At 36.2% G+C, this 5,731-nt stretch carries 7 protein-coding genes; all 7 read right to left on the reverse strand.

Annotated elements, in window-relative coordinates; translation table 11 throughout:
• Positions 1 to 186 precede the first annotated feature (186 nt).
• Entirely contained in the window at positions 187 to 1,278 is a 1,092-nt protein-coding gene (lepB, locus tag E1171_RS08750) for a signal peptidase I (RefSeq protein WP_155205628.1), read from the reverse strand.
• Positions 1,279 to 1,379: 101 nt separating this feature from the next.
• A complete protein-coding gene (gene dapB / locus E1171_RS08755) occupies positions 1,380 to 2,096 on the reverse strand; it encodes a 4-hydroxy-tetrahydrodipicolinate reductase (protein ID WP_155205629.1) in 717 nt (238 codons plus the stop codon).
• A gap of 57 nt (positions 2,097 to 2,153) precedes the next feature.
• Positions 2,154 to 2,855: a DUF5683 domain-containing protein gene (locus tag E1171_RS08760; RefSeq protein WP_155205630.1), complete on the reverse strand. Its 702-nt coding sequence runs from the start codon at positions 2,853 to 2,855 to the stop codon at positions 2,154 to 2,156.
• Positions 2,856 to 2,861: 6 nt separating this feature from the next.
• Positions 2,862 to 3,317: a DUF5683 domain-containing protein gene (locus E1171_RS08765; protein ID WP_155205631.1), complete on the reverse strand. Its 456-nt coding sequence runs from the start codon at positions 3,315 to 3,317 to the stop codon at positions 2,862 to 2,864.
• A 108-nt stretch (positions 3,318 to 3,425) separates the two neighbouring features.
• The gene (locus E1171_RS08770; RefSeq protein ID WP_155205632.1) at positions 3,426 to 4,322 is read right to left on the reverse strand and encodes a ParB/RepB/Spo0J family partition protein; all 897 of its coding nucleotides are present in this window, start codon (positions 4,320 to 4,322) and stop codon (positions 3,426 to 3,428) included.
• Between the two features lie 99 nt (positions 4,323 to 4,421).
• A complete protein-coding gene (locus E1171_RS08775; RefSeq protein ID WP_155205633.1) occupies positions 4,422 to 5,192 on the reverse strand; it encodes a ParA family protein in 771 nt (256 codons plus the stop codon).
• 9 nt (positions 5,193 to 5,201) lie between these two features.
• Positions 5,202 to 5,731, reverse strand: a 530-nt coding sequence (locus E1171_RS08780) for a metal-dependent hydrolase (protein WP_155205634.1), incomplete at its 5' end; no start/stop codon positions are given.

The raw sequence follows: 5,731 nt of genomic DNA on the forward strand, positions 1-5,731 counted from the left end.
AAAAATAGGGGGTGGAAGGAATTTTTAAGCAATGGATTTTTGGTGTAGAATGTGATTAACAATATTTATGAGACTGGGGCTTTTTGGAAATTCCCTTTAATAACTATAGGGATACGGGAAATAGATTAAGTTTATAGGGGGGGTAAGAAAAGAAGGCTGTCTAAATTTTTAGACAGCCTTCTTTTTTTAATTTATACCTTTTAAGAATCGATCCCAGCGGATCTTGTTCAGAAAACTTCCATTAGGGTCAATGGAGAGCCAAATAAATGCCGCCTTTCCGACAATGTGGTCTTCCGGAACAAAACCCCAATAACGGGAGTCTTCGGAGTTGTGTCTGTTGTCTCCCATCATAAAGTAGTAATTCTGCTTAAATGTATATTGGGAAACTTGTTTGCCGTCAATGAATAATTTATTGTTTTTTACTTCTACCTTATCGTTTCCTTCGTAATTTCTAATGGTAGATTGGTAAGTGATTAAGTTTTTTTCATTTATTTCAATGGTTTCTCCTTTTTTGGGAATTGCCAAAGGACCGAAGAAATCTGCGTTCCAGGGAAAGTATTTAGAGTTAGGGAAAATCTCTTGCTCAGCCGTCCCCTCAGGCCTAACCAATTCAATGATGTTCTGTACGAAAGGGAGTTTTTTTAGCTCCTCAATGGTTTCAGGTTTTGCTCCTCTGATAACGTAACCTTCATTTCGTATGGAATAGTCCCAGATACCATAATCTCTGAATACCCTATCCCTAACTTTTTGATCGGTTTGAAGTAGGTAGCTAAATTCCATTTCACTTGGGTTTTCCATTGGCTTCCCGTTGACATAGACTTGGGTGTTGATCACTTGTATAGTGTCTCCAGGGACTCCAACACACCTTTTGATGTAATTGGTTTTTAAATCTACGGGGTGTTCCAATTCCGGAGGGTAATTAAAAACGACCACATCTCCTCTTTTGACCTCACTAAGACCTGGTAAACGAAATTGCGGAAGTTGAATCCAGTCGAGGTAGGAAGGGATATTCGTTCCCCATATTTTTTGATGGGTCAAGGGGACCTGTAATGGCGTTTTTGGGGTTCTTGCACCGTATTGCACTTTGCTCACAAACAAGAAATCCCCTACTAAAAGGGAATTTTCCATGGATTGGGTTGGAATTGTAAACGCCTCTAAAAGCAACCATCGAATGATTGTTGCAGCTATTACCGCAAATACAATGGCGTCCGTCCATTCTCTAAGTGGCGATTTTTTCTTTTTTTCTTTTTTATTTCTTTTTACAAGATTAAGTCCCATGATAAATTGTTAGTATTTCTTTTAAAATTAGCTAAAAAGCACCTTTTGAGAAATTTTTTTGATGAATTCGAGCTAAAAATATTTTAAATGGAAAAGGATTTTTAAAGTTTTAGGAAATCATTCATTCCTAAAATTCCTTTTTTATCTGCAGCCCATTCGGCAGCTAAAACCGCTCCTAAAGCAAATCCCTGTCTTCCATGGGCAGTATGTTTTATTTCTATGTCATCAATCCCTGAAGTGTAAGTAATTGTGTGGGTTCCTGGTACTTCTCCTTCTCTTACATCCTGAATCTCGATAGCTGAAGTATCTTTTGATGGGGCGAGTTCCCATTTATTTTTTCTTTCCAATTGACCCATAATTCCTTCGGCTAACGTTATGGCAGTTCCACTCGGAGAATCTTTTTTATGGATATGGTGGATCTCCTCCATTTTTACATCGTAAGCAGGTTGGGGGTCCATCATTTGGGCCAACAACTTGTTTAGTTTAAAGAAAATATTCACTCCAATACTAAAATTAGAAGCATAAAAAAACATGCCGTTTTTTTGTTGACAAAGGTTTTCTATTTCGGAACGTTTTTCTAGCCATCCCGTTGTTCCGCTAACTACAGGGATTTGATTTTCTAGGCAAAATTTAATATTAGCATATGCTGCCTCAGGTTGACTGAATTCAATTGCGATATCCACCTTTTGAGGGTCTATGGTAGCTAAATTTTCTTTGCTGTCTGCATCAATTATATAACTGATATTATGACCTCTTTGCTGAGCAATTCCTTCAATGGTTTTGCCCATTTTGCCATAACCTAATATTAGAATATTCATTATTAATGGTAAAAGCTAAACTGTTTCTTTAATTAAATTTTGTGGTGAAAAAAAACTCTAGTTTAAATGAAATTTAAGGAAAATACCTGCGGTTAAATCACTATTACCTACATTTAAAACTGCAGGCTGCATGCCTAATACATCCTTGTACAACTTAAATTCTTGTAAATTGGCATCCACATTGGCATCTACAATATTTAGTAAGTATAAAAATCCTGCTGAAATAATTAATAAATCCCGGTTTCTTCTATAGTGTTTTACATGTCTTTTCAGGTTATCCTCATCAAAACCAGGGACAGTACCGGGGTTATTAGGGTCTGAACTATAAGTTTCCAACCCCTGTCTAAAATAATGATAATTCTCATTGTTCATCCATATAAAATACCCAATTCCAGCAGCTCCTGCATAAATAATAGGTATTTTCCAATAACTTTTATTATAGGCCTGTCCTAATCCCGGCAAAAGTGCAGAATACAAGGCGGCTTTTTTAGAGTTGGGAAGCTTTCCTATATGGATAGTTTTATTATTGTCATTTCTTGATTCCTGATATTTTTTTTCTTTTTCCTGAGCCCGAAGGGGGATATAAGATATAAAGAAAAGAACAGGAACCAGGGATGCATATAAAATAAGTTTTTGCTCGAGATAAACGATTATAATTTTATGAATTCTATTCAAGTTTTTTTCTGATAAAAATGGGATTTCAATTTTTCCTGTGTCTTGTTTATAATTAAATGGTTTCTTTAAAATTAATGTTGACATAGGTCCCTAGTTTAAATGGAAACTCAGTGTAATTCCTGCTGTTGGATCACTATTTCCTACATTTAGGACTGCTGGTTTCATGCCTAAAACATCTTTGTACAATTTAAATTCCTGTAAATTGGCATCGACACTGGCATCTACAATATTTAGTAAGTATAAAAATCCTGCTGAAATAATTAATAAATCCCGGTTTCTTCTATAGTATTTTACCCTTCTTTCCAGTCCAGCCTCATCTAAATTTGGGAAAGTATTGGCAGTAGGATCATCAGGGTCATAGGTTAATAATCCCTGTTTATATTTTTGATAATTGTCATTGTTCCACCAAATAAAATACCCAATTCCAGCAGCTCCTGCATAGATTATAGGTATTTTCCAATAACTTTTATTATACGCCTGGCCTAATCCGGGAAGCAAAGCAGAATACAAAGCTGCCTTTTTGGGGTCAGGCAGTTTTTGTCTCATGATTGTTTCGTTATTGACATTCTTTGATTCCTGTGCTCGAATTGGGAAGTAGCAAAAAGTCAGTAGTGTAGCAATCAGTGCTATAAAAAAAATACGTTTTTGCATGAATTAAACGTCTAGAATTTCAAGTATTCTATTTAGGTCTTCAATGGACAGAAATGGAATTTTAATTTCCCCTTTGTTTTGTTTGTTGTGGTTAATTTTCACTTTTGTTCCAAAATGAGAAGATAATCTTCCCTGAAGTTGTATAACCTCCGAAGAGGGTTTGTAGTTTTGTTTTTCTCCCTTTTTTTGAACATTTTCTGTAAGAATTCCTCTTACTAGTGATTCTACCTTACGAACAGAAAGACCTTCATCTATAATTTTTTGAAAAATGGCAAGTTGCATTTCAACGTTTTCTACATTGATGAGTGCTCTTGCATGTCCCATACTGATTTTATTTTCTTTTATTCCCAATTGTATAGCGGGAGGAAGTTTTAAAAGTCTTAGGTAGTTATTAACGGTGGCTCTTTTTTTTCCGACACGTTCACCTAAATCTTCTTGTTTAAGGTTACACTCTGAAATTAAACGTTGATATGATAAAGCTATTTCAATAGCATTAAGATTTTCTCGTTGAATGTTTTCAATTAAGGCCATTTCCAGCATTTGCTGGTCATTTGCTTTCCTAATGTAAGCAGGAATATTCTCCATTCCCGCCTGTTGGCTGGCTTGTAACCTTCTTTCCCCTGAAATTAATTGGTATTTGCCACTTTCGATCTTTCGTACCGTGATGGGTTGTATGATGCCTTGTAATCGAATAGATTCTGATAGCTCTTCAAGAGCCTCTTCATTAAAAATGGTCCTGGGTTGGAAAGGGTTTACTTCTATCAGGTCTAATGGGATTTTACCTATTTCTGTATTATCTGTTTTGTTTTCACTATGCTCTAAGGCTGTTGAATCCTGTAAAATTGCTCCCAACCCTCTACCAAGTGCATTCTTTCTTTTTGTTGGTTTCTGTCCCTTCATTCAGTTTTGAGTTCTGCTACAGGTCTCTCTAAAATAAATAAGAGCAAATGTGCGAGAACTTTTGCTCATATTTATCTGTGATTGTTCCCGCTAAATGATTTATACTACGCTATTTTTTTCTAAAATTTCTCTGGCTAGGTTAAGGTAACTGATAGCTCCCTTACTTTCTGCGTCATGGGCAATACAAGGAATTCCAAAACTAGGTGATTCACTTAGTTTGATGTTTCGAGGAATCAGTGTGTCGAAAACTATTGATTTAAAGTGGGTATTGATTTCCTCTACAATTTGATTGGAAAGCCTTAGCCTCACATCATACATTGTGAGCAATATGCCCTCAATAGTCAATCTGGTATTTAAACGAGACTGAATAATTTTAATTGTATTTAATAGCTTACCTAACCCTTCCAGTGCAAAATACTCGCATTGTACCGGTATAATTACAGAATCGGCAGCGGTTAAGGCATTAATGGTAATTAATCCTAAAGAAGGAGAACAGTCAATTAGAATAAAATCGTAGTCTTCCTTAATTTCGGTAACTACCGCTTTCATTTTTTCTTCCCGATTTTCCAAGTCTACCATTTCAATCTCGGCACCTACTAAATCAATGTGGGAAGGTAATACTGACAAGTAATCAATATCAGTAGAAATAATGGCCTTCTTTACTTCCGCATTACCAATCATGCATTCGTAAATACTGTTTTCTACTTCGTGAGGGTCAGTGCCGAGCCCAGATGTAGTATTAGCCTGAGGATCTGCATCAATTACCAGGGTTTTAAATTCCAAGGCAGCAAGTGATGCTGCCAGGTTTATGGCCGTTGTGGTTTTCCCTACTCCCCCTTTTTGATTCGCAATTGCAATTATCTTGCCCATGAATACTATTTAAAGATTAAGCTCTGCACCAATTTTTAATAAAAGTAATTCTTTTCCGGCTTTTTGGGCCAAATTTTTCACATGGTCGTGATCTATTTTGATGTATGGAAAAGTATCATAGTGCATGGCTATTATTTTTTTTGCTCCTACATAAGAAGCACATTTGAGAGCATCCTCTATTCCCATGGTGAAAATATCTCCAATGGGTAAAAAAGCAAAATCTACATTAAAATCCTCCTTGATTTGCTTCATATCCTGATGGAGGGCAGTGTCTCCGGCAAAGTAAAAAGTTTTACCGTCTGCTTTGACGACAAAACCAGCAGGATTTCCTCCATGGCTTCCATCTGGTAAAGAACTCGAGTGAATGGCATTTACCATTTTGACGGCACCAAAATCAAGTTTCCAAGTCCCTCCATGATTCATGGGGTAATATTTTTCGATTCCCTTCTTATTGAACCAATTGACGATTTCAAAATTGGATATGACCGATGCATGTTCATTATTTTGATAAATACGATCAACATCAGCCACATGATCTT

The sequence above is a fragment of the Xanthovirga aplysinae genome (assembly GCF_009711365.1).
Taxonomy (GTDB): domain Bacteria; phylum Bacteroidota; class Bacteroidia; order Cytophagales; family Cyclobacteriaceae; genus Xanthovirga; species Xanthovirga aplysinae.

Bases quoted from the DNA above. Each gene is read 5' to 3' on its own strand.
- dapB (WP_155205629.1), bottom strand. From the start codon at position 2,096: ATGAATATTCTAATATTAGGTTATGGCAAAATGGGCAAAACCATTGAA.
- E1171_RS08770 (WP_155205632.1), bottom strand. From the start codon at position 4,322: ATGAAGGGACAGAAACCAACAAAAAGAAAGAATGCACTTGGTAGAGGG.
- E1171_RS08765 (WP_155205631.1), bottom strand. From the start codon at position 3,317: ATGAGACAAAAACTGCCTGACCCCAAAAAGGCAGCTTTGTATTCTGCT.
- lepB (WP_155205628.1), bottom strand. From the start codon at position 1,278: ATGGGACTTAATCTTGTAAAAAGAAATAAAAAAGAAAAAAAGAAAAAA.
- E1171_RS08775 (WP_155205633.1), bottom strand. From the start codon at position 5,192: ATGGGCAAGATAATTGCAATTGCGAATCAAAAAGGGGGAGTAGGGAAA.
- E1171_RS08760 (WP_155205630.1), bottom strand. From the start codon at position 2,855: ATGTCAACATTAATTTTAAAGAAACCATTTAATTATAAACAAGACACA.